Genomic DNA, 22,860 nt, shown 5'->3' on the forward strand with positions numbered 1-22,860 from the left:
ATAATTGGCAGAAAAACAAGCCCAAAAGGACGCTATTAACGCCTTTTGGGCCATTTTTTCAGCTTGATTTTAAAATACTTGAGCAAATTGCCATTACAGATTCATTTTGGAACTAACCCCTAACGTGCACTTCTTCTTAGTCGTTATGTTCACTATGGAAGCGATAATGGTTATGAGGATGGCTATGGCTATGGCTATGGCTATGGCTATGGTTGTGGTCGTGGTCGTGGTCGTGGTCGTGGTTGTGGTCATGGTCGTGGTCGTGGTTGTGGTCATGGTCGTGGTCATGGTTATGGCGATGGACATGTCCGTGGCTGTGTTCATGCCCATCCCCATCCCCATCCTCGGAATCGTGGTGGTGTGGGCGTCCAAGGGCATGGGCAATCTTATGATCTTTATCCGGAAGGGAATCGAACCAGCCGTTATTGGCATCCTCGACATTGTCTCTGAATTGAATGTAAGGTTTAATGTCAAGTAAAGGAGTTCCGTTAAAGGCGTCAATGCCCGAAATAATGATCTCGCTGCCCTGGATTTCCTTAATCTTGACAATACTTAAGCCAATAGGGTTAGGCCTTTTGGGAGATCGGCTGGCAAAGAGTCCAATTTCAAGCTCCGGTGCCCAAGGAGAATGGGTTAATAATTCCAGCGGAGAGTTTACTTGATCGAGATGATAAAGGACATAGACATAGTTGAAACTGTCTAAGGATTTTAGAGCCTGGGCATACTCTGGATTTAAAGTGATCCAGAAATCACCCGGCGCGTCAGGGAGAGATTGATGGGGGGCATTAAAGGAGAAATAAGGAGTATGAATGGTTCCGATGGGATGATAATTAATGTCCATAACGATCTCCTCTCATTTTAGCTATTCTTTATTCAATCGTAAGACTCCCACTTCTATAAGTGGGAGTGGGTCCCCCGTACTCTGCTTCGGTGGGGGTAGAGTCCCCCGTCGAAGTCTCGATGTTCAGCTTTAGCTGAACGAGTTCACTATTCCTAAGACCATTGGTTTTTAGGATTTTAAAAAAGGCCAAAGAGGATCCTATTGATCGACCTCCGTGGCCTTTACTTAATATCTAATATTCTCGTATCGAAGTATTCGAACCGAAGATGATTGGTTGTATATAGGTTCGGCCCCAAATGAACTTAATAAAATACAGGTTTGTCTAAGTTAGCTTAATAATGCTATTCGACATGGGTAAAGAGTTTCCTTCTTCTGGATCATACTGAAACAAAAATTTATGAATGTCTACATGTTTTGACCTTTTATCGGGAATTTTATGAGAGGTAGAAAGATTTTTGCAGAGGTGATTTGATATGCCAATGATCAATTTTGACGGCCCGGTTTTGACCATGGATCAGAAGAGAAGTTTGATACATGGTATGAGCCAAGCGGCCTCTCAAGCCTTGGGAATTCCCATGGCAGCTTTTACGGTAACTCTCGATGAACATGAATACAGCAACATGGGTGTAGGAGGAGAAGTCCTTACGGAGTCGGGTTATTGGGACAAATACAAAGAAATTAAAGATTAAATCAATGTCAGATGAAAGCGGCTGTTGGAAGCCGCTTCTTTCCTTGATAGGGTTAGTTTTATTCTGAATTCACTTATGATAAGATGATTTTTAATAACATCAAACTATGAAATAAGATGGGGACTGGGAATTTAAACGGGAAAGAAGGTGTCCAATGCCTACTAAGAGAGACGTAGAACATACATTGGAAAACCAGGATTGGGAGAAACTTATTAGCTTAGCGAAAGAAAATAGGAATATCCTTCGGCAGCTTATGGCGAGAATCTATGTTAAAGACGGGCTCATATTTTGGCGGGCAGTTGAAGCCTTAGGAGTGGTAACTCATGCACTTGAGCAGGATGAGAAAAATGTTGCAGTAGAGATTCTGCGACGGTATTTTTGGATGCTCAATGATGAGTCAGGAGGAACGGCTTGGAACTCTGCGGAAGCCATTGGCAGTATTATTGCTCATTGTCCGGTAACCTGCGGAAAGTTTAATTGGATGTTGTCAGGGTTATTGGAGGATGACAGTTTACGAGATGGTGTTTTGTGGGGTTTAGGTCAAATGGCTCAGAATGCTCCGCACTTGGTAGAACCTTTGGATGAGCGGATAAAACCTTTTTTGCAGTCTGAAGAGCCTTTGACACGGGGATTAGCTGCCTTTATTTATATGTTAATGAAACCTTTCCAAGAACTTATCCCCCTTTACCGCGAATCAGGGCCGAAATGGAAAGTTTCGGAAGATATGGATTTTAGCCTCAAAAATGATCAAAGTTTGTTAGAATTTTATCAAAACGAAGAGGTTAGAACGTATCATATTTCTGATCTTTGGCAGGCCTCGGTGATTTCATTTTGGACGAAAAAAGTTACAATTAAGGATCTTGAGACTGAATTGACTATTGCCTCTTCTGCGGAAGGAGTTTGCTGGCTGAGTCTCGGTTCGTCTGAGACCGAAGAAAAGGAACTTCAAACTTGGGTTTCGCGCTGGTTTCCGGGATCGTTTCTTATTCGGAGGCGCGAGCCAAACAGCAGGGCAATTCAGGAGTTGAAGGAGTATTTTGCGGGGACTCGCCATCAATTCTCGATTCCTATTCATTCCCAAGGAACTCCTTTCCAGCAGAAAGTGTGGGAAGAACTTCGGCGTATACCTTATGGTGAGACAAGAAGTTACGGTGAACTGGCCGTAAAACTGGGAAATCCGCAAGGGCAAAGAGCTGTCGGGATGGCCAATCATTGTAACCCAATCGGAATTATCGTTCCTTGTCACCGGGTTATCGGCAAAAATGGGTCTTTAACAGGCTATGCCGGCGGCGTGGATATTAAGCAAAAACTTTTAGAACTAGAAGGCGCTTGGAGCTTCTAAAAGTTAAGATAGGAGGATTGTTTTTGGAAAAGACCTCTTTGTTTACTGGGGTAGCACACATTGGGATAAAAGCTTTAGATATTGAGAAAGCCCTTCAATTTTATAGAGAAGTGCTTGGCTTTAGATTAATACAGCGGATTAGGCCTGGAGAGGCGGAATTGGTTTTTTTGGAATTAGGCAATACTGTTATTGAACTAGTTGAAGTAGTAGATAACCGTACGTTCGAAGATGGAGTTGTCAATCATTTAGCACTACGGGTGGAAGATATTTTCCAAGCGATTATACACTTACAAGAACATCATGTTGAGTTGCCTTCTCTGGAACCGATGCCCTTGGGCGAAGGACGGTATAATTTCTTTTTCCGTGGTCCAAGCGGAGAAAAACTTGAACTTTATCAAGAATGAAGAATGAAGAATGGAATTATAATGCCTGAAAAAAGATACGTAACATTTAATGAACATTTGCGTGAAAGATTTGGCGAAAAAGTATTTAAAGTTTCCTTAGATGCCGGTTTCACCTGTCCTAATCGGGATGGTACTCTGGGGCGAAAAGGCTGCATTTATTGCAGTGAACGGGGATCTGGTGACTTTGCCGGCCGGCAGGAGTTATCAATTCACGATCAATTCTCTGAAGTAAAGGAACGAATGAAGAAAAAATGGCCGAAGGCTAAGTACCTGGCTTACTTTCAAGCATTTACAAATACCTATGCCCCTATTGAACGGCTGCGGGAGTTATATGAAGATTCCCTTAAGCAGGAAGGGGTTGTGGGGCTATCCATCTCAACAAGACCGGATTGTCTTTCTGATGAGGTTATTAATTACTTGGAAGAATTAAATCAGAGAACTTATTTATGGGTCGAATTAGGATTGCAATCTATCCATGATCGTACCTTGGAGTTCATTGGACGAGGACATGATTATGAGCAATTCCTCCGTGGTCTTGAACGATTGCATTCAAGAGGAATTCGAGTATGTGCCCATATTATTCTTGGCCTTCCAGGTGAATCAAAAGAAGAAATGATGGAAACTGCTTCGGCGGTTGCTGATCTGCCTCTGCAAGGGCTAAAGATTCATCTGCTCCATGTTTTAAAGGGAACACCTTTAGCCGCTTTTTATCAGGTACATCCTTTTGACTTGATGACGAAAGAAGATTATGTTTCACTGGTAGTTGATATTTTGGAAATTTTGCCTCCACAGATGATAATTCATCGTTTAACCGGAGATGGGCCTCCTGATGATTTAATCGGGCCGCTTTGGAGCCGCAAAAAATGGGAGGTGCTCAATGCCATTGATGCCAAGCTCATTGAGCGGGATACCTGGCAAGGAAAGAAGGCAATCCTTGAATAACAGAGTGCAGACATGAGTGCAAAAAAAAGGCAACCCGTCAGGGTTGCCTTACAGAAGAAAGAGAAGAAAGAGAAAGAGAAGCTTTCAAGGGCAACTAAGGTTTTATCGTTGCCCTCAGAAATTTTACAGGAGGAATTTTATACTGAGAAGTTTCTCTTGATTTGATGGCTTGTTTTACAGATGGTTTATAGCTGGGAGCTAGGTCCAGGTAACGCTGCACGTCTGAATTGGTTTTAAGGATTCTCTGCAAAATTTCTTCATTGTTAAGGCGTTCATTCATGGTACATACGCTCCTCTCGCAAAAATTCTTTTAAAAGAAAAAGTCAAAATATTCATCAACACTAAGATCATCTTTAAGGGGTATCGTAATGGATGAGTTTGCCTTCCCAAGTTTGCAAAACGGCATGGTTATCATTAAGAGAAACTAAATATTGCGGCAGGATAGGGGTTTTGCCTCCGCCCTTAGGAGCGTTTATGATATAGGTTGGCACTGCGAGGCCTGAAGTATACCCTCTTAGGTGTCTCATAACTGCGAGCCCATCTTGAATTCTTGGCACAAAATGACGTGTTCCCTTGACGTTTTTGGCATGAAAAATATAGTAAGGCCGGATTCGTATTTTAAGCAGTTCCTGATTAAGCTTCGTCATAATCTCCGGCTGATGATTAATTCCTTTGAGCAAAACAGCCTGATTTCCCAAAACCGCACCGGCGGCTATGAGTTTGTCTGCTGCTTTTTTGGCTTCCGCGGTGACTTCCAGGGGATGATTAAACTGAGTATTGATGTAGATCGGCGGATACTTCGCTAAGATTGAGCATAAATCATCACTAATACGCATGGGAAGGGTTACGGGGACTCGAGTACCGAGGCGTTTGATCTCAACATGGGGAATCGAATGAAGTTCACCGAGAAGCCAGTCCAGAGTTTGATCACTCAAAAGCAGGGCATCTCCTCCTGTGATTAAAACGTCCCTTATTTCAGGGTTGGCCCGAATATATCCCAAAGCAGCCTTTAGGTCGGCGATTTTAGCGTGGGAATCGGTTTCTCCAATGTTGCGGCGGCGTTGGCAGTGGCGGCAATACATGGCACACATGTTCGTAACATTAATAATTAAACGATCTGGGTATCTCCGAGTAATGCATGGGGCGGGATTGGTAAGAGCCTCCCCCATAGGGTCCTCCTCTCCGAAATCATCACTGAGTTCTGCAAAAGTAGGCAGCCCCTGTAAGCGAATAGGGTCTTGAACATCGGTAATATCCATTAGGCTAAGATAATAAGGGGATATGGCCCAGCGGAAACTTCTTCCTATATGTTGAATTTCTGCGCATTGTTCGGCAGACAACTGAGGGAATAGGGCGCTTAAAGTGTCTGTATTTTGAATACGATGTTTAATTTGCCAGTGCCAATTCTCCCAGTCTTGATCCGTTGCCTGAAAATAATTCAAGATGTGATTACGACGCTGTTGTATCAGCGCAGCACTTAAAAAGCCTGTAGGGATCGAGTGGCATTTTTCAAGATAAGGGGTAATCTTCTGCTTAAGCTCAGATGCCCGCCGCAACGAAAATTGACGATTCGTATCCGGCGGATTATTCAGTTGTATGGCCATCAAGAATCCCTCCCTGTAGTACTGAAACTAACAACCTAATATTATCATCAAAGTTGTTAGTAGTCAAGAGCATGATGCCTCCTGAAGTTGGCTATGTTATAATAGATTATATAGTTTAAGGGGTGGAAAGAAGTTGGAACAAGCTCGTTATCAAGAGATAGCCATAGACATTGCTCATGCTATCATGATGGGAGAGTATCACGAAGGAGAAAAAATTCATGGCCGCTCAACGTTAGCGGGCCGTTATAACGTTTCTCCGGAAACAGTCCGCAGAGCAATTGCAATTTTGCAAAATGTGGGTGTTGTTATTGTTAACCAAGGGGTAGGAATTACCGTTACCTCGAAAGCAATGGCAGAGAAATTTGTAAGATCGTTTAATCAAAAAGGAGAAATCCAGATCTTTCTCGAAGATCTTAAGAAATTGATGGATCAGAGACGGGAAAATGATCTAAAAATAGAAAGTCATCTTAATAAGCTGCAAGGATATGTAGACCGCATTATGTCTCGTTGGTTAGACGTAGGCGAGATTGAAGTGGGCAAAAAATCCCCAGCCGTCGGGAAAACTTTACGTGAATTAAGGATTCGAGAACGTACGGGGACAACGATAGTTGCTGTCGTGCGAGACGGGTTAGAACAGTTTTCACCTGAGGCGAGCTTTGTCCTGCGCGCCGAAGATGTTTTACTGGCTGCAGGATCAGCAGAAGGACAAATGAGATTGCAAGAGTTAATTATGTGATATGGGGTAGAGTTATGTATCCAGGTGTAGATATTATCGAAATTGAACGAGTGGCGAAGGCTTTGGAACGTCAGCCCGGATTATCAGGAAGACTTTTTACGAGACGAGAACGAGAAAGTCTAGTAGATAAGGGGATACAAAGCTATGCGGCACGTTTTGCTGCTAAAGAGGCCATCCTAAAAACATTGGGAACAGGTTTGCGAGGTTTATCATGGCATGATGTCGAAATCATGACAACCCCAAGCGGCGAGCCTCTTGTCCTTCTTAGTTCCAAAGCAATGACTCTGGTTAAGGAAAGAGGGGGCTCACAAATTCGGGTGAGTTTGTCTCATAACCGAACCCAAGCTATAGCCTTTGCGATCTTGAGTTAGGATGAAGGGTCAAAGGAAAGACGAGGTGAAAGAAGTGCGCGTGGTCAACACTGAACAAATGCGGCAGATCGAAGAACGGGCTATTCAACAATACGGCATACCAAGTATGCTTTTGATGGAGAACGCAGCTTGGGCCGTTGTTGAGGAAATCCGTCGTTGTCTTGTTCAGAATGAAGGAGATTTGGCTGGTTTAAAAGCGGTGATTTTAGTGGGTAAGGGGAATAACGGCGGAGATGGTTTGGCCGTTGCCCGTCATTTAGTGTTGCAGGGGATGGATGTGACGGTCTTATTGTTTGCCGGAACAGAGCAGCTCAAAGGAGATGCTGCTCTTAATTTGCGTCTTTTCCAAGGAACGACGGGTAAACTTTTTGTTATCGAAGGAGAAAAGCAGCGGCTTGTGGCCCGTTTTGCCTTGGCTCAGGCCGATGTTATTGTCGATGCTCTTTATGGCATAGGCCTGCGTGGAGCTTTACCGAGTTTGATCGAAGAATATGTTAATGAGGTAAACAATGCTTCGGCCTGTGTAGTATCCGTTGACATTCCCAGTGGGGTCGAAGCTAATACGGGGAAGGTTTATCGGACTGCTATTCGCGCTCAAATAACAGTTACCTTTGGGCTGCCGAAGTGGGGCCTTTTTTTAGGAGAAGGCCCCATCTATTGCGGACGAGTTGCCGTTGATCCGATTTCTATTCCAGAAGCGTTTCTGGAGGATGAGAGTATTTCTACATATGTTTTAACCGATGATACAATAAGAGAAATTCTTCCCATTCGCCACTTTAAAGGACACAAAGGAACTCATGGTAAAGGTATACTTGTTGCAGGGTCCAAGGGAATGAGCGGTGCAGCTGTTCTAGCCGGGCGGGGTGCTTTGCGCAGCGGCATAGGATTACTGCAAATCGTTACCCCTCAAGGAATTGCGAAAGATGTGGATGCTAGTATTACAGAGGCGACTGTTTGGCCTGCACCCGGAGAGGATAGTCTTAACGAAGAATCTTGGGAAGTAATAGCAAGGCAGGCGGAAAAGGCTCAGGCCTTGGCTATCGGTCCGGGGCTTGCCCAAAATCCTGGATTTGGGCTTGTTCTGGAGGAGATTTTAAGAACTATAAGCTGTCCAGTTGTCCTGGATGCCGATGCTTTAAATTTATTGGCAGGGGAGTCTAGCCTAATTGAAGCCAGAAATGGGCGGGGACCGCTGATACTTACCCCACATCCCGGTGAAATGGCAAGGCTATGCCAATGTACTGTTGCCGATGTCGAAAGCAACCGCTTGGATTTGGCCTTGACTAAAGCTGCCGAGTGGGAGGCCGTTGTGGTACTAAAGGGTTCAGTGACTATTGTTGCTTCACCGGATGGGCGCGCTTTCTTTAACCCAAGCGGAAATCCCGGGCTTGGGACAGGAGGCACCGGTGATGTTCTCACTGGAAGTATTCTGGCCTGGCTGGCCCAAGGAGTATCACCTTTGGAGGCCGCTTGCTTAGGTGCTTATTTACATGGGAAAGCTGCGGATGATCTTGCCGAAGAGTATGGATGGTCTGGCTTTTTGGCCTCTGAAGTTGCAGACCGGTTGCCTAAAGTGCGGCGCTCTCTAGAATTGAAGCTAGGCTAAAAAGGATAGAGGAGGAGATCAATTGTGCGACAGGTTTGGGCTGAAGTAAATTTGCAGGCACTAAAAGAAAATTATTACAAACTTCAGACGTATACACAAAGTGAAATGATGCCCATAGTTAAAGCAGATGCATATGGGCACGGTGCAATTCCGGTGGTGGAGACCCTGATGAGTTGTGGGGCCAAGCGTTTTGGTGTGGCAATTTTGGAAGAGGCCTTAGAATTAAAAGCATCATTTCCTGAGCTGGATGTTATGGTCATTGGGGCACCGGAAAGTGATCAGTGGGAGGATTTCGTTAAAGAGGATATAATCCCGTCAATTTTTCATTTGTCCCAGGCACGTGCTCTTTCTGAAGCAGCTGTAAAATTTAATCGCAGGGCAAGATTACATTTAAAAATTGATACGGGAATGGGCCGAATCGGATTTCGTGATACTGATATTTCTGAAATTATGAAGGTTGCTGCCTTACCCAATTTATTTATTGAAGGGATTTTTACTCACTTCGCAACGTCCGATCAAAAGGATCTGACCTTTGCGAGACAGCAGCTTAAACGATTCCAACTCCTCTATGAGAAACTTAAAGGGGCGGGATTGAAAATTCCCATTAGGCATGCTGCTAACACTGCAGCCATTCTGCAATTTCCGGAAGCTCATTTTGAGTTTGTTCGTCCCGGTATCGGTATGTACGGTCTGGTTCCGTCTTCTCAAGTGGGAGGTAATGTCGGCTTAGAACCGGTAATGTCTTGGAAAGCCAAGGTATCTCATGTGAAAATAATCAAAACCGGGGAAACTGTAAGCTATGGCCGTACCTTTCAGGCAGCCTATCCAACAACAGTCGCAACCATTCCCTTGGGATATGCGGATGGGCTGAGAAGGGCGCTTTCGAATTGTGGGGAAATGCTGGTTCATGGCCGGCGCTCAACAATTATCGGCAGGGTTTGCATGGACCAAACAATGCTTGAAGTTACTAAGATTCAGGGCGTAAAAGTTGGTGATGTGGTTACAATTTTAGGAAAAGACGGTTACGAACAAATTACGGCTACGGAGATGGCAGAATGGCTGGGAACAATAAGTTATGAAGTCGTTTGCGGAATTTCTAAGCGAGTCCCGAGGATTTATCTCGATCCCATAGGGAATAATCAGTAAGGGATTTCACACGCTGACAAGATAAGGGGAAATTTATTTATGACTAGTAATAGTACTCATAATAGCTTATTACATTGGAGTAGTTTCAGGCTGAAATTAGTTTACGAAGGATTGGGCATTGGAGTCATTACCGGGCTAATAGTCGTATTGTACCGATTTCTGCTTGAACAGAGCGGAGTTTTGCTAATTCGACTTTATGATTTCCTCACCGCCAAACCAGTGCTCCTCCCTCTTTGGGTGGGAGTTCTGATATTAATAGGTTATATTGTTGGTTTGTTAGTCAAGCATGACCCTATGATAAGCGGCAGTGGTATTCCTCAAGTTGAAGGGGTTTTATTGAGAAAACTCTCGATGACCTGGTGGAAAGTTATCATTGGCAAATTCATAGGCGGCGTTTTAGCGATCGGAGCCGGTCTTTCTATGGGTCGAGAAGGTCCATCCGTTCAATTAGGAGCGGCTGTCGGGCAAGGCTTTAGTAAAGTACTAAAGAGAATTAAAATTGAAGAGAAATATCTTATCACCAGCGGAGCCAGTGCAGGACTTGCAGCTGCCTTCAGTGCGCCTTTAGCAGGAGTTATGTTTGCTTTAGAAGAAGTCCACAAAAACTTTTCACCCTTAATATTGCTGCCGGCTTTATCAGCGGCCTTATCTGCGGATTTTGTGACAAGCGAATTTTTTGGTCTAAAGCCGGTTCTGAATTTTGGCAACTTGCACGACTTTCCTCTGCGTTATTACTTATTTATAGTAATTTTGGGAATTGTTATTGGTGTTTTAGGCGTTGCCTTCAATGTAACTCTTCTGAAGACTCAGGATCTCTATGCAGGACAACGTTGGCTGCCCAAAAGGTTTTGGATCATTTTCCCTTTGCTGGTTTCCATAGTTTTAGGGTTCTTCCTGCCGCAGGTTTTGGGCGGCGGCAACGATTTGATTAGTGCACTTATTACGAAGGGCAACTTTACCTTGGAACTTTTGGTCATTTTAATACTAGCAAAGTTTTTCTTTACAATGATTTGTTATGGATCGGGGGCGCCGGGCGGGATCTTCCTTCCCCTTCTTGCGATAGGGGCAATTATTGGAAATATCTACGGGCTTGCCGTTGTTAACATTTTCCAAATTAATAATATGTATGTTAATAATTTTATAATTCTTGCAATGGCGGGTTATTTTACTGCTGTCGTTAGAGCCCCTATCACAGGGACGATTTTGATTACGGAAATGACGGGTTCGTTTACTCATTTGCTTTCCCTATCTGTGGTATGCATAACAGCTTATATCGTAGCAGACTTTTTAGGTTCTAAACCCATTTATGAATCCTTACTTGAAAAGTTCCTGCACAAAGAAGGGCATCACAAAATAATCGGCAATGAAAAAACCAAATCAATCTTAGAATTCGCTGTCTGTATGGGCTCCATGTTGGATGGCAAACAAATTAAAGAGATTAAATGGCCGGCTCATTGTTTGCTTGTATCCGTTAAACGCGGAGAAGAGGAGATTATACCAAAAGGTGACACAGTGATTTACCCAGGTGATTATTTAGTTGTTCTGACAAACGATGATAAAGTTTCTAAAATTAATGATGCTTTTAATCCACTGGTCGGAAGTTGTGAATTGTAATTTAATCAGTGAATGAAAGTTGAAGAAAGTGCAGAAGGCTTACCTCGAAAGTGAGCCTTTTGCCTTTTTCGGAGTAGCCTCCTAAACGAAGGTATGCTCTGGGACAAATAGGTATAAAAGGAATTATAATGGCATAATTCCACATAGAAAAACAAAGTTTCAATAAAAATACATAATACATAAAATTTTATGGGTTATTCTAATGACTTGAATATGTTAAAATATAAATTACACTCAGGAAGGAATTGTTATATAGTACTAACAACTTTCTTTGTAACTGTAATGATTCTAGTGAGCATTTTATGTTAAAATTATTAATTAATTAATTAAATTGAAGTCCATAAAGGGTGGGTATTATGCAAAACTATCATTTACCAAATAAGCAGGGCCTTTATGATCCCGCGTTAGAACATGATGCATGCGGTATGGGATTCGTTGTTAATATCAAAGGGGAAAAGTCTCATGATATCGTTGAAGAGGCTTTGACAGTTCTGGAAAATTTAAGCCACAGAGGGGCAAGCGGTGCGGATGAAAATACCGGCGACGGTGCAGGGATCTTAATCCAGATTCCTCACAATTTTTTCAAAAGAGAATGTGAGGTTCTGGGCTTTGATTTGCCTGCCAAAGGCGGCTATGGCGTAGGTATGATTTTTGCTCATAAATATCAAGACTTTCGTAAAACTCAAATGGAAACCTTTGAAAAGATTGTTTTAGAAGAAGGTCAGAGAATTTTAGGCTGGAGAGAAGTTCCCATCGACATGACGACCATCGGTGAAGGAGCAAAGGCTGTCATGCCGAGATTTATTCAGGTTTTCATAGCGAAGGATACAGCGATCACGGATCAAATGGATTTCGAACGGAAACTTTACGTTATCAGAAAGCGAGCAGAAAAGGTTATTGTTCCGATGTGTGAAGATAAGGGCGGAACGTTTTATATTTCCAGCCTCTCTTCGAAGACTATTGTTTATAAAGGTATGCTTACGGCAGAACAACTTAGGAATTTTTATCTTGATCTTTCCGATCTGGATTTTGCTTCTGCTTTGGCTATGGTCCATTCACGGTTTAGCACCAATACGTTTCCCAGCTGGGAGCGGGCCCATCCTAACCGGTATCTTGTTCATAACGGAGAAATTAATACCATACGAGGCAATGTTAACTGGATGAAGGCGAGACAGAAATGCATCGATTCGCCTCTGTTTGACGATCTTTCTAAAGTATTCCCTATTATTGATGAATCTGGCAGTGACTCGGCGATGTTTGACAATAGCCTTGAATTTCTCCATCTCACTGGAAGATCGCTCCCTCATTCGGTGATGATGATGATTCCCGAACCATGGGAGAAGAACGATTTAATGTCTGAGAAGAAAAAGGATTTTTACAGGTTTAATGACTTTCTCATGGAACCTTGGGATGGACCGGCTGCGATGGCGTTTACGGATGGTGTTGTTGTTGGCGGCGTTCTGGATAGAAACGGTCTGCGGCCTTCACGTTATTATGTAACGAATGATGATAAGGTAGTCTTGGCTTCTGAAGTGGGAGTCATAGATATTAAACCTGAAAATGTTAAATATAAAGGCCGTCTGGAACCGGGAAAGATGCTGCTTATTGATACAGAAGCGCAAAGAATTATCTCGGATGAAGAAATTAAAAGCAGCGTGGCGTTATTATATCCGTATAAAGAGTGGAATGAACGTCATATCGTTCGGCTCAGCGATTTGCCTGTCGTCAAGACTGAGGAAGAAAAGGTATCGGAGAACCTAATTCAACTCCAGAAAGCTTTTGGCTATACCTTTGAGGACCTTACCAAAACTATGGAGCCTATGGCGATACAAGGTGTTGATCCCGTGGGAGCAATGGGCATGGATTCTCCTCTGGCGGTTTTATCTGAGAAACCGCAAATGTTATATCTTTATTTCAAACAACTGTTTGCTCAGGTTACTAATCCCCCAATTGACGGTATTCGAGAAGAGATTATTACTTCCGGCAGTATTCTTCTTGGGGATACAGGAAACCTATTGGATCCGGACCAAAGGAACTCTGCCAGCTTGGCCTTGGAACACCCCATCTTAACCAATGAACAGTTAAATACCATTAAGGCTCTTAATAATGACAAGTTAAAAGCAGTAACTATTTCAATATTATATAATGTTTCCGAGGGTTCAAGAGCTATGGAAAAGGCTTTGGGCAGAGTCTTTCGGAAAGCTGATCAAGCGATCAGTGAAGGCACTAATATTATTATTCTCTCCGACCGAGGGGTAAATAAAGAATTTGCTGCTATTCCCGCTCTGTTAGCTTCCTCCGGACTTCACCATCATCTGATTCGCAAAGAAATAAGAACCAATATCGGTATTGTCCTTGAATCGGGTGAGCCCAGGGAAGTTCATCATTTCTGTACGCTTCTTGGCTATGGCGTTACAGCCATTAACCCCTATCTCGCCTACGAGACTCTTCAGGATCTTGCTGAGAGAGGTTTATTGGATGGCCTGACTTATGAAGAAGCTAAAAAGAACTACATCAAGGCTTCTGTCAAGGGTATTCTCAAAGTCCTTACCAAAATGGGAATTTCTACGATGCGAAGTTATCACGGCGCTCAGATTTTTGAGGCTGTGGGCCTGAGAAAGGATCTTATCGAAAAGTATTTCACTTCCACTCCTTCAAGAGTTGAAGGAATTGGTTTGGAAGAAATTGCTTTGGAAAATCAGATGCGCCATGAAAGTGCGTATCTTGAAAACTCTCCTTACACGGACACTCTTGAAGTTGGCGGATACTTCCAGTGTAAGGATGAGGGAGAAATTCATCTCTATAATCCGGAAACAATCTATACACTCCAGAAAGCCTGCAGGGAAGAGAACTACTCTCTTTATAAGGAGTTCTCGAAAAAGATTACTGAAGAGGGAATTTATACTTTAAGGAATCTCCTTGACTTTAAGGTAAATTCAGGAGATACAATTCCTGTTGAAGAAGTAGAATCTGTCGATTCTATTGTCAAAAGGTTTAAGACCGGGGCGATGTCCTACGGTTCTATCAGCAAAGAAGCACACGAATGTTTAGCTATTGCTATGAATAGATTGGGCGGAAAAAGTAACACCGGTGAGGGCGGAGAGGATCTCGAGCGGTTTACGCTGCTGCCTAATGGCGATTCCAAGAACAGTGCTATCAAACAGGTTGCCTCAGGACGTTTCGGTGTGACCAGCAACTATCTTGCTAATGCCAAAGAAATTCAGATAAAAATGGCTCAGGGAGCTAAACCCGGTGAAGGCGGCCAGCTTCCGGGACGCAAGGTTTATCCGGAGATAGCCAAAGTCAGACATTCTACGCCGGGTGTTGATCTTATTTCACCGCCGCCCCATCATGATATTTACTCTATTGAAGATTTGGCTGAGCTGATTCATGATTTGAAGAATGCCAACAAAGAGGCACGTATTAGTGTCAAGCTTGTTTCGGAAGTTGGTGTTGGAACTATTGCTGCCGGGGTGGCAAAAGGAAAAGCAGACGTTATTCTGATCAGCGGTTATGATGGAGGGACGGGAGCTTCGCCAAGAACCAGTATCAAAAATGCAGGTCTTCCCTGGGAACTGGGACTGGCTGAGACTCATCAAACCTTAGTACTCAATAAACTTAGGGACAGAGTAGTTGTTGAAACTGACGGCAAGCTGCTTACGGGCAGGGATGTTGTGATCGCAGCTATGCTTGGGGCCGAAGAATATGGATTTTCGACGACACCTCTTATCGCTATCGGATGTGTCATGATGAGAGTGTGCAATCTTAACACCTGTCCCGTCGGAATCGCCACTCAGGATAAAACATTAAGGAAAAACTTTAATGGTAAGCCTGAATACGTTGAGAACTTTATGCGTTTTGTTGCTCAAGAAATGCGTGAAATTATGGCGAAACTAGGCTTTAGGACTGTTGACGAAATGGTCGGACGCACAGACAGGCTAAAGACCAAAGAGATTATAAAAAATTGGAAAGCCGCTAATCTTGATTTGTCTCAAATTCTTTATCAGCCCTATGCTGGTGCTGATGTCGGCCGGTTTAATACGCAAAAACAGAATCATATGCTGGAGAAATCACTGGATATTAAAAAGCTCCTTAGAATGTGTAAACCGGCGTTGGAAAACCAGAAGCCGATTCGGGCGAAATTAAAGATCAATAATGTTGACAGGGTTGTTGGTACCATTGTTGGAAGTGAAATCTCCAAGAGATTTGGTGAAAACGGACTGCCGGAAGACACAATCAAATTAACCTTTGTTGGTTCGGCCGGTCAAAGCTTTGGAGCCTTTATTCCCAGGGGTATGTCCTTAGAGTTAGAGGGAGATGCCAACGACTATTTAGGTAAAGGACTTTCCGGCGGTAAAGTTATCGTCTATCCCCCCAAAGCGTCAAACTTCCAGCCTGAAGAGAACATCCTGATCGGCAATGTGGCCTTCTATGGAGCTACTTCGGGAGAGGCCTATATCAATGGGATCGCCGGGGAAAGGTTCTGTGTAAGAAACAGCGGGGTCAAAGCGGTTGTTGAGGGAGTAGGCGATCATGGCTGTGAATATATGACAGGCGGTAAAGTCGTTATCCTCGGTAAAACAGGAAGGAACTTTGCGGCAGGGATGTCCGGCGGGGTAGCTTATATTCTGGACTTTGACGAAATATACTGTAATAAATCGATGGTGTTACTGGAAACGATTGACTCTGAGGAAGAAATGAATGAAATCAAGAGCATGATAGGAAAACATGTTGAGTACACCGGCAGCCCCTTAGGCAAGAAAATTCTTCTGGATTGGACAGGTTATGCTCAGAGATTCACCAAAATAATACCTAAAGATTATAAACGTATGCTTCAAAACATTGATAAGGCTCACAAGGCGGGCTTAAGCGGTGAAGAAGCCTTGATGGCAGCGTTCGAAGAGCATTTTAAAAATTAAAGGACTATATGATTAAGGTGGGACTTACAATGGGAAAAGCGACCGGGTTTTTAGAGTATGAAAGAATAAATCCAAAAAAACGTTCTCCTGAAGACAGAATTAAAGACTGGGAGGAAATGCGGCTTCATCAGGATCCTGAGCTGATTAAGACTCAGGGAGCAAGGTGTATGAATTGCGGCGTTCCTTTCTGTCAGGGCGGAGTTCTGCTCAACGGAATGGCTTCAGGGTGCCCTTTGCATAATCTTATTCCTGAGTGGAATGAGCTGGTTTATAAAGGTCAATGGGAAGAGGCCTATAAAAGACTGACTCGCACCAGCCCTTTCCCGGAATTCACCTCAAGAGTCTGTCCTGCACCTTGCGAAGGCGCTTGCACAGAAGGCTATATTCTGGAACCTGTGACCGTCAATAGTATTGAGTATGAGATTATTGAGAGGGCTTTCGCAGAAGGATGGGTTCGCCCGAGAAACGCTAAAAAGACAGGAAAGAAGATTGCCATTGTCGGCTCGGGGCCGTCAGGGATGTCGGCAGCCTATTATTTAAATGCTGTTGGCCATGATGTGACCGTCTATGAAAGGAACGACAGGGTCGGGGGGCTGATGATGTATGGCATTCCCAACATGAAGCTTGATAAACGAGTCGTGGAACGACGTCTTGAGTTGATGAAAGCTTCGGGAATTCAATTTGTGTTGAATACTGAGGTAGGCAAAGATATCCCTGCTCAGGAACTCGTGAACCAATATGATGCGGTTATACTATGTGCCGGAGCTGCCAAGGCACGGGGACTCAATGTTGAGGGTAGTGATTTAAAGGGAGTTTACTATGCGGTAGATTTTCTCAAAGCGAATACCAAGAGTCTTCTTGATTCCAATCTTCAAGACGGCAGTTATATAAACGCTAAAGACAAAGATGTTATTATTATTGGCGGAGGGGACACAGGGACCGACTGTGTGGCTACGTCCCTGCGACACGGCTGCAAGAGCGTTCAGCAATTTGAGATTATGCCTGAACCTCCTGAAAAACGCAGAGAAGCATCAAATCCATGGCCGGAATGGCCCCTAAAGCTTAAAGTCGATTACGGTCAGGAAGAGGCTATAAATCTCTCTGGCAGGGACCCCAGAAATTATCTCATTTCTACTAAAAAAATTGTTGGGAATGAGAATGGAGAAGTCAAAGAGGTTCATACTGTAGAGATAACCTGGGTTAAGAATGATTCTGGAAGAATGGTGCCTCAGGAAGTGCCAGGCAGCGAAAAAGTCTGGAAAGCTGATCTCGTACTTCTGGCCATGGGCTTTTTGGGTCCGGAAGATACCATTCCCGCTGAACTTAAACTGGAGAGGGATTCCAGAAGTAATGTGAAAGCCGAATATGAGGTTTTTGAGACGAATGTAGAGAAAGTCTTTGCCGCAGGCGATATGAGAAGAGGTCAGAGCCTTATTGTCTGGGCAATCCAAGAAGGTAAGCTTGCTGCTCGAGAAGTTGATAAATATCTCATGGGCAAAAGTGTCCTATAGGCGATTTTATCTCCCCCAGACTGAAAATTAGTTTGGGGGATTTTTATCCAGTTTTTAAGGCCCCCACTTCTATAAGATTCATAAATCCTTACCTTGAATAATAGAAATAGAAGATTAGGGTTTACAAGGTGCTTATCTTACTGATGAGTCTTTGAGGGAAAAGAGGAGGTAACGGCGAATGAATTATGTTGTTGTGGGAAATTCGGCGGCAGCTATTGGAACTGTTGAAGGGATTCGCAGCGCCGATAAAAATGGTAGGATCACGTTAATTTCGGACGAGCCTTACCATACATATTCACGGCGTCTGATTTCCTATTATCTTTCCGAAAAGCTGCCTGTTTCTAAAACGTATTATCGTCCCAAGGATTATTATCAGCGGTTGGATATTGTCCCCAGGCTTGGCGAACGAGTTAGCGCGTTAAAGCTTGAAGATAAACTTGTAGTTCTGGAATCGGGAGAAACTATTCCATATGATCGCTTGATGCTGGCTACTGGCGGAAAACCCATTATGCCTAACATACCCGGCTGTGATTTGAAAGGCGTACATACATTTATAAAATGGGATGACGTCCTGGGCTTGGAAAAAACATTGGCACCGGGAAAACGAATTGCGGTTATCGGGGCAGGACTGACTGGCTTGAAGGCTGCGGAGGCTCTAATCAAGTGCGGGGTTGATGTTACTGTGGTTGAACTTGCCGGTCAGGTTTTAAATACAGTTCTAGATGAGCCCGCTGCCTATCTTGTTCAAAAAAAGTTAGAAGATCATGGAATAAAGTTCTGCCTTCGTAATGTAGTCACGGGGATTATAGGAAGGAAAGGGAAGGTGTTGGGAGTATCTATTCAAGTTGGAACAACTCTTAAATGTGGGCAAGTAATCTTAGCCCTTGGGGTAAGTCCGAATATTGATTTAGTTAAAGATACACAGATTCAAGTTAACCGTGGAATACTTGTGGATGAGCATATGGCAACGAGTGTGGCAGATGTTTATGCCGCCGGTAATGTTGCTGAAGGATATGATACTATTTATCGGCAGCGGAGGGTATTTCCTATATTAGCCAATGCGTATAAGCAGGGCTTTAATGCCGGTTTAAATATGAGCGGCAATGTTAGATCCTATTGCGGCAGTTTTGCGATGAATTCCATTGGCTTTTTTGATTTACCTATGATTACTGCCGGTATTTTGAAACCTGAGGGAGAAGGGTTTGTCGAATTGGTCGATTCTCTATCCCCCGAAAATTATCGCAAAGTCGTTTTAAGGGAGGGGAGAATTGTTGGGTATACAGCCTTAAATAAGGTGGACGGTGCCGGGAGTATTTCAGAACTCATGGAAAAAGAAATAGATGTGAGTAATTTTCAGGAACAATTGTTTAAAGAAAACTTTGACCCGGTTAATTTTCTTCAAGAAGTTAAAAGAGAAACGTTATGAACCAAGAGTGACATTTTAAGTAAATTAGGTATTGGACGGCATAAAACTTTGAGCTGACACATAAGTTCTGGCAAGGGGGGAGTGTCATGACCTCTTTGGATCTGACAACTTGGATGAGTTATGCCTTTTTTATGCTTTGCCTGATACTTGGCTGGGGTGCTGCTGGAGTCCTGGATTATGACGGAATCTTACGCCGTTCGACGTCCCGATTGAGGAGAATTCTTTTAAGATTTGGCGTGACTTTGGTGCTCGCTGAAGGATTTCGCCTGTTTCTCAGCTTTGTTTTGGGCCCATTGTTAGATATGTTAGTGAATCAGAGCATTAATGGTTTCAAAGCGTTCTAAGCCGGTAATTGATACATATACACATAAATACCAAAAGGCTGAAGCAGGCTGCCTAGTTATATTGCCGAGTAACGAGGGATTGGTAACAAACTAATTTTTGTTTGTTGCCAATCCCTTTTTCTAACGGATCTCTATGCTGCAAAGCAGCACCACTGATGAAGGAAAAAATGCACTTGAAATGTTTGCTGGGATATCATTTTGGTTGATAATACAAATATGCGTGCTAAAATGAATAGGACAACAATTAAAGGAGTAATTATGAAACGGACATGGCGTTTTTGGGTTGCCCTATGGGTGGGTAAATTCATCACAATAGGTTTGCAAATCAGCGGAAAAAAAGGGACAACATTACCAGGAAAAATTGCCCAGAAGATAGCCCCGGAGATTATGAAACATTTATCCGCCTCCTATACAGAAGGAATCGTGATTGTCACCGGTACTAATGGTAAAACAACCACGGCTAATCTATTAGCGAGTATTTTACGCGAGGCGGGGAAATCCTTTGCCTTTAATCAAGCCGGAGCAAACCTTGTTACGGGTATTACCGGCGCTTTGCTGCAGAACACTCAATGGAATGGTTCCTCAAGTACCAAGCTCGCTTTGTTAGAGGTAGATGAGGCTACTGTACCTAAGTTTTGTGGACAAGTAACTCCCAGTTTGGCAATTGTGACTAATTTCTTTCGTGATCAGCTTGATCGATATGGTGAATTAGATACTACGGTGCATTTGGTCAAGGAATCATTATCGCCAGAAACTCTACTCATTCTTAATGCCGATGATCCTCTAGTGGCTCAATTTGGATTAGGTTCTGTGCGAACCTGCTTTTATGGTGTTGAATCGACACCTGATAGTTGCCTTGAGAGTCATGAAACTAGGGAAGCTAAGTTTTGTCCCGCGTGTGGTATTGAACTTAAGTATTCTCTCTTTCATTATGGGCAGTTGGGGTTCTATCATTGCCAGGGGTGCGGATTTCATCGCCCTGAGCCACATGTTTTAGCGCAAAATGTAGTTGCCGCGGACGATCTGCTAAACTTTCAGGTGGGCGCTGCTGCCTTTTCTACCTCTTTGCAAGGTTATTATAATCTCTATAATGCTTTAGCCGCGTTAACTGCGGCGCGTCAGCTCGGAATAGAAGATGGCCTGATTGCAAAAGGATTACGGGCGTTTATTCCTCAAGCTGGGCGTATGGAGCGCTTCAGGCTCACGGGAGGAGAGGTTACCTTAACTCTTGTTAAAAATCCAACAGGGTTTAACCAAGTTATCCAAACGATTCTAAGTGCGGACAAACCGTTAAGGATTATGATAGGAATTAATGATTTAGCAGCTGATGGACGGGACATCTCTTGGCTTTGGGATGTCGACTTTGAACGCTTGGGGATGAGGGAGGAACGAATACAACATATAATTTGCAGCGGACTTCGGGCAGAAGATATGGCCCTGCGGCTTAAATATGCGGGAATTCCTGAAGATAAACTTGTAATTGAACATTCCTTGCCTGCGGCTGTCAATTTGCTGCAGCAAGGCCGTCGGGGAGATGAGGCAGCTTTCCTATTGCCAACATATACCTTGCTTTTTACTCTGCGTGAATTATTGGCCGAACAACAGCAGAAAGCTGGCTTAACAGTTATTGAGGACAGAACTCGAAAGGAGGGGGCCGGAACATGAAGCTAACGATTTGTCATCTTTATCCGGATTTGCTCGATCTCTATGGCGATCGGGGTAATATTTTAGCCTTAGCTGCACGCTGCCGTTGGCGAGGGATTGAACCTGAAATCCAAGAAGTTTCCTTAGGAGAAAGCCTGGATTTTACAGGAATGGATATTCTTTTTCTCGGAGGCGGCTCAGACCGCGAACAAGGTATACTAGTTCAAGATTTAATGCGCAGAGAAAAAGACCTGCGCCAAGCCATTGAAAATGGCTTGGTAGTTTTAGGTATTTGCGGTGGATATCAAATGCTGGGGAACTATTATCAAATGGCGGGTGGAGAGAAAATTCCTGGATTAGGTATCCTTGATCTTTGGACGATTGCCGGTACGAAACGTTTAATCGGAAACGTTGTTGCTGAATTACACCCAACTGCCTTAAAAATTGACTCAGAGTCCAATCTTGCCCGGGATAATTCTGAGCTTAAATTAAGGACATTAGTTGGTTTTGAAAACCACTCAGGCAAAACGTATCTTGGCAAAGGGGTTAGCCCATTGGGAAAAGTTTCGGTGGGTCACGGTAACAATGATCAGGATGGAACGGAAGGGGTCCGATACCGTAATGTTTTCGGGACTTATCTGCATGGTCCGCTTTTGCCGAAGAATCCACATCTTACGGATATATTGCTGGAGCTTGCCCTGATCAGGCGAGGTTTTGACAGTTGTTTGACAGAACTTGATGATTATTTGGAAACCCTTGCCCATAAAACGATGGTTAATAAGCTTTTGAAGCAAGCATAGATTTCGGCAGATCATCGATTTCGAACAAAAATGAGTATATCAAGCATGCTATACTGGTATACTATCTATAGATTCAATGATTTATTAGTAAAAATTGCTTAATACCATGCTTTACCAGAATTTACATGACGAAATAGTTCTATTTTCGCGGTGATTTAGCTTAATTACTCTTCAAGTTCGTTGACACTTTTTTGTGTTATTGTCTATAATAGAGTATAGCTTTGGCTAAAAGACTTGGGGGTGCTAATGTGGCAGAGAGTAAGCGGATTATGATCAGTTTGCCGGAGAGTTTGCTTGCAGAAGTGGACGGAATCGTCACAGTGGAGAAACGTAATCGCAGTGAATTTATCCGAGAAGCGCTCAACAGCATTCTTCATGAACGTCGAAAAAAAGGAATTCAGGAACAAATGCGCAAAGGTTATATTGAAATGGCTCAGTTGAATCTGTCGATAGCAAGAGAACTGTTCTCAACGGAACAAGAAGTGTTAGAGTACTATGAAGAATCGATGGTGGAGTGTCGGAGATGATCATAAAGCGCGGGGAAATTTATTACGCAGAACTTAACCCCGTTGTCGGCTCTGAACAGGGAGGAACTCGTCCGGTCCTCGTGATTCAAAACGACATAGGGAATCAATTCAGCCCAACCACAATAATTGCTGCGATCACATCACAAATAGCAAAGGCAAAGTTACCTACACATGTTGAAGTAAGAGCTCGACGCAGTGGTTTAGAGCGAGACTCCGTCATTCTTACCGAACAAATCCGAACCATCGATAAAAGTCGCCTGAAGGAGAAAGTGACAGTTCTCGATGAAGAAGTGATGCTTAGGGTGGATCAAGCCATTGAGATTAGTCTTGGGTTGGCTGATATATAGAAAATTGTTTTTGAACACGAGGCAGCGTAGCGGCGATGAACCGACGC

Annotated in this window: 20 protein-coding genes and 1 pseudogene; 18 read left to right on the plus strand and 3 right to left on the minus strand. The window is 43.5% G+C overall.

Annotated features, from left to right (window positions below):
• The first annotated feature begins 145 nt into the window (after positions 1-145).
• Positions 146-478 (plus strand): hypothetical protein, encoded by a 333-nt coding sequence (locus tag DEAC_RS24800; protein ID WP_427846272.1) that lies wholly within the window; start codon positions 146-148, stop codon positions 476-478.
• A gap of 9 nt (positions 479-487) precedes the next feature.
• On the opposite strand, the pseudogene DEAC_RS24805 reads toward DEAC_RS24800, so the two are convergent.
• Positions 488-841: pseudogene (locus tag DEAC_RS24805) on the minus strand (TrmO family methyltransferase domain-containing protein); the annotation flags it as partial.
• Positions 842-1,314: 473 nt separating this feature from the next.
• Between DEAC_RS24805 and DEAC_RS14910 the strand changes: the two are divergent.
• The 4 genes from DEAC_RS14910 to mnmL all read left to right on the plus strand — a co-directional run bounded on the left by DEAC_RS14910 (position 1,315) and on the right by mnmL (position 4,218).
• Positions 1,315-1,530 (plus strand): tautomerase family protein, encoded by a 216-nt coding sequence (locus DEAC_RS14910; RefSeq protein ID WP_047810863.1) that lies wholly within the window; start codon positions 1,315-1,317, stop codon positions 1,528-1,530.
• A gap of 154 nt (positions 1,531-1,684) precedes the next feature.
• Positions 1,685-2,872 (plus strand): DVU0298 family protein, encoded by a 1,188-nt coding sequence (locus DEAC_RS14915; protein ID WP_047810864.1) that lies wholly within the window; start codon positions 1,685-1,687, stop codon positions 2,870-2,872.
• Positions 2,873-2,895: 23 nt separating this feature from the next.
• The gene (locus DEAC_RS14920; protein WP_047810865.1) at positions 2,896-3,276 is read left to right on the plus strand and encodes a VOC family protein; all 381 of its coding nucleotides are present in this window, start codon (positions 2,896-2,898) and stop codon (positions 3,274-3,276) included.
• Between the two features lie 21 nt (positions 3,277-3,297).
• Positions 3,298-4,218 carry a tRNA modification radical SAM protein MnmL/YtqA gene (mnmL, locus tag DEAC_RS14925; protein ID WP_083996192.1) on the plus strand — a complete coding sequence of 307 codons (921 nt, stop codon included), beginning with the start codon at positions 3,298-3,300 and terminating at the stop codon, positions 4,216-4,218.
• 94 nt (positions 4,219-4,312) lie between these two features.
• Here the strand turns inward: mnmL and DEAC_RS14930 are convergent, their stop codons facing one another.
• The gene (locus tag DEAC_RS14930; protein ID WP_047810867.1) at positions 4,313-4,498 is read right to left on the minus strand and encodes a hypothetical protein; all 186 of its coding nucleotides are present in this window, start codon (positions 4,496-4,498) and stop codon (positions 4,313-4,315) included.
• 73 nt (positions 4,499-4,571) lie between these two features.
• Positions 4,572-5,822, minus strand: coding sequence for a glutamate 2,3-aminomutase (gene eam, locus DEAC_RS14935; protein WP_047810868.1), 1,251 nt, complete (start codon positions 5,820-5,822; stop codon positions 4,572-4,574).
• A gap of 133 nt (positions 5,823-5,955) precedes the next feature.
• Here eam and DEAC_RS14940 point away from each other — a divergent pair, with 133 nt between their 5' ends.
• From DEAC_RS14940 to DEAC_RS15000, 13 genes are all read left to right on the plus strand, one after another.
• Entirely contained in the window at positions 5,956-6,558 is a 603-nt protein-coding gene (locus tag DEAC_RS14940) for a GntR family transcriptional regulator (RefSeq protein WP_047810869.1), read from the plus strand.
• A gap of 14 nt (positions 6,559-6,572) precedes the next feature.
• The gene (locus DEAC_RS14945; RefSeq protein WP_047810870.1) at positions 6,573-6,929 is read left to right on the plus strand and encodes a holo-ACP synthase; all 357 of its coding nucleotides are present in this window, start codon (positions 6,573-6,575) and stop codon (positions 6,927-6,929) included.
• 34 nt (positions 6,930-6,963) lie between these two features.
• Positions 6,964-8,535, plus strand: coding sequence for a bifunctional ADP-dependent NAD(P)H-hydrate dehydratase/NAD(P)H-hydrate epimerase (locus DEAC_RS14950; protein ID WP_047810944.1), 1,572 nt, complete (start codon positions 6,964-6,966; stop codon positions 8,533-8,535).
• A gap of 21 nt (positions 8,536-8,556) precedes the next feature.
• Positions 8,557-9,681, plus strand: a complete 1,125-nt coding sequence (gene alr / locus DEAC_RS14955) for an alanine racemase (protein WP_047810871.1) — start codon at positions 8,557-8,559, stop codon at positions 9,679-9,681.
• Between the two features lie 39 nt (positions 9,682-9,720).
• Positions 9,721-11,295 carry a ClC family H(+)/Cl(-) exchange transporter gene (locus tag DEAC_RS14960; RefSeq protein ID WP_047810872.1) on the plus strand — a complete coding sequence of 525 codons (1,575 nt, stop codon included), beginning with the start codon at positions 9,721-9,723 and terminating at the stop codon, positions 11,293-11,295.
• Between the two features lie 356 nt (positions 11,296-11,651).
• Entirely contained in the window at positions 11,652-16,214 is a 4,563-nt protein-coding gene (gltB, locus tag DEAC_RS14965; RefSeq protein WP_047810873.1) for a glutamate synthase large subunit, read from the plus strand.
• A 29-nt stretch (positions 16,215-16,243) separates the two neighbouring features.
• Positions 16,244-17,725 carry a glutamate synthase subunit beta gene (locus DEAC_RS14970; RefSeq protein WP_047810874.1) on the plus strand — a complete coding sequence of 494 codons (1,482 nt, stop codon included), beginning with the start codon at positions 16,244-16,246 and terminating at the stop codon, positions 17,723-17,725.
• A gap of 178 nt (positions 17,726-17,903) precedes the next feature.
• Entirely contained in the window at positions 17,904-19,151 is a 1,248-nt protein-coding gene (locus DEAC_RS14975; protein WP_047810875.1) for an NAD(P)/FAD-dependent oxidoreductase, read from the plus strand.
• A gap of 86 nt (positions 19,152-19,237) precedes the next feature.
• A complete protein-coding gene (locus DEAC_RS14980; protein WP_047810876.1) occupies positions 19,238-19,495 on the plus strand; it encodes a hypothetical protein in 258 nt (85 codons plus the stop codon).
• 258 nt (positions 19,496-19,753) lie between these two features.
• Complete coding sequence (locus tag DEAC_RS14985) at positions 19,754-21,160, plus strand: MurT ligase domain-containing protein (RefSeq protein WP_047810877.1); 1,407 nt, start codon at positions 19,754-19,756, stop codon at positions 21,158-21,160.
• Positions 21,157-21,939, plus strand: a complete 783-nt coding sequence (locus DEAC_RS14990; protein WP_047810878.1) for a type 1 glutamine amidotransferase — start codon at positions 21,157-21,159, stop codon at positions 21,937-21,939. The genes DEAC_RS14985 and DEAC_RS14990 overlap by 4 nt, the downstream gene beginning before the upstream one ends.
• Positions 21,940-22,187: 248 nt before the next feature.
• On the plus strand, positions 22,188-22,466 hold the full coding sequence (locus DEAC_RS14995; RefSeq protein WP_047810879.1) for a CopG family ribbon-helix-helix protein: 279 nt from the start codon (positions 22,188-22,190) through the stop codon (positions 22,464-22,466).
• Positions 22,463-22,813 (plus strand): type II toxin-antitoxin system PemK/MazF family toxin, encoded by a 351-nt coding sequence (locus tag DEAC_RS15000; protein ID WP_014825820.1) that lies wholly within the window; start codon positions 22,463-22,465, stop codon positions 22,811-22,813. Before DEAC_RS14995 ends, DEAC_RS15000 begins: the two co-directional genes overlap by 4 nt.
• The last annotated feature ends 47 nt before the right edge of the window (positions 22,814-22,860 follow it).

This window comes from Desulfosporosinus acididurans (assembly GCF_001029285.1).
Classification (GTDB): Bacteria; Bacillota; Desulfitobacteriia; order Desulfitobacteriales; family Desulfitobacteriaceae; genus Desulfosporosinus; species Desulfosporosinus acididurans.